Origin of the sequence: uncultured Jannaschia sp., from assembly GCF_947494055.1 — a bacterium.
In the GTDB taxonomy this organism is placed as follows: domain Bacteria; phylum Pseudomonadota; class Alphaproteobacteria; order Rhodobacterales; family Rhodobacteraceae; genus Jannaschia.
In genome coordinates this window covers 1-1,173 of record NZ_CANLTR010000133.1, presented here as the reverse complement: position 1 = coordinate 1,173, position 1,173 = coordinate 1, and the positions used below count along the sequence as shown (strand labels likewise).

General features: G+C 59.4%; 2 protein-coding genes and 1 pseudogene. All 3 read left to right on the top strand.

The window, feature by feature from the left end:
* Positions 1 to 152: 152 nt before the first annotated feature.
* A pseudogene (locus Q1A87_RS23480) lies at positions 153 to 496 on the top strand (transposase); the annotation flags it as partial.
* Positions 497 to 572: 76 nt separating this feature from the next.
* Positions 573 to 827, top strand: coding sequence for a helix-turn-helix domain-containing protein (locus Q1A87_RS23475; protein ID WP_299657264.1), 255 nt, complete (start codon positions 573 to 575; stop codon positions 825 to 827).
* A 42-nt stretch (positions 828 to 869) separates the two neighbouring features.
* Positions 870 to 1,115: a hypothetical protein gene (locus Q1A87_RS23470; protein ID WP_299657261.1), complete on the top strand. Its 246-nt coding sequence runs from the start codon at positions 870 to 872 to the stop codon at positions 1,113 to 1,115.
* The last annotated feature ends 58 nt before the right edge of the window (positions 1,116 to 1,173 follow it).

The following is a 1,173-nucleotide window of genomic DNA, read 5'->3' as shown; positions in this document are numbered from 1 at the left end:
CGCCTCCCAAGTTGGATTGTTGCGATCCCACCTTGGCACAGTGTGCCGTCGGGGGGCGGTTACACCATCAACGCCGTCTCGGTATCGACATTTGGCTGAGGCAACGACATGATCCCTCAGGAACATCCGTGGATGCGGCAATACGGATTCTCACCCAGATTGTCGCGCTACACGAAATCGGCACGCTCGGCCGCAAGCAAGCCGCCAGCCTCGCAGGCCTCGCGCCCATGGCCCGCCAATCCGGACGATGGCAGGTGCATGCCTTCTACAGGGCGGACGCAAGCCGTTGCGTGACGCCCTCTACATGCCCGCCGTCGCCGCCATCCGCTTCAACCCGGACATGCGGGCCAGGTACCAAGCCATGCGATCAGCCGGAAAACCTGCCAAGGTCGCCCTCCCCGCCGTCATGAGAAAGCTTCTCGAACTCGCAAATGCCCTTCTCAAGGCAGATCGCGAATGGGTCCCAAAACCCACTCGATCAAGACGGATACTCTAAGAATCATTCCGTAAGGTCATCCAACAAAATTCTGGAATCGACTCTCGGATTTTTCAAACGGTCGGATGTCATGGCCATGAACGAGGTCATGACAGAACCGGAGGCTGCGAGATATCTGCGGCGGAGCGTGAAGACGCTCCAGCGCCGCCGTCGTGACAAGCAGATTTCCTTCGTCCGAGACGGCGGTATTCGGTATCTTCGATCGGACCTGGATGCCTATCTCGAAGCGAGACGCATTGCGGCCACGCAAGCTCCGTCGCCACCCCCTGCACCGAAGTATCGAGCGAGCGGAGCGCCAGGACACGACGTGGTGGATTTGCTCTACGGCTGATGCACATGCTATCTCGCGAGAAATTCACGGAGTGACTGATGCATGGAAAAAATTGAGAAGATCGGCCGGTTCACGATCGCGAGGAACCGGGGCGCTCTCTACCTGAGATGGTGGAACTCGCACTTGAAGAGGACGGAGTTAGAGCGCCTCCAGGCGACAACGCTTGAGCAGGCACGGAAGCTTGCACGTGAGCGCATGAAGACGCTCATCGACCGCACCGAGGCGATCCGCCCGGACAGCGGTGAAGATCCGACGTTCGGAGAGATTTGGCGTATCCGTCCGGCGTGACCGCCGTTGACATTCAGCGTGGCTGCCAATTCCACGGCGTGAGTTCGTCGATGCGGTT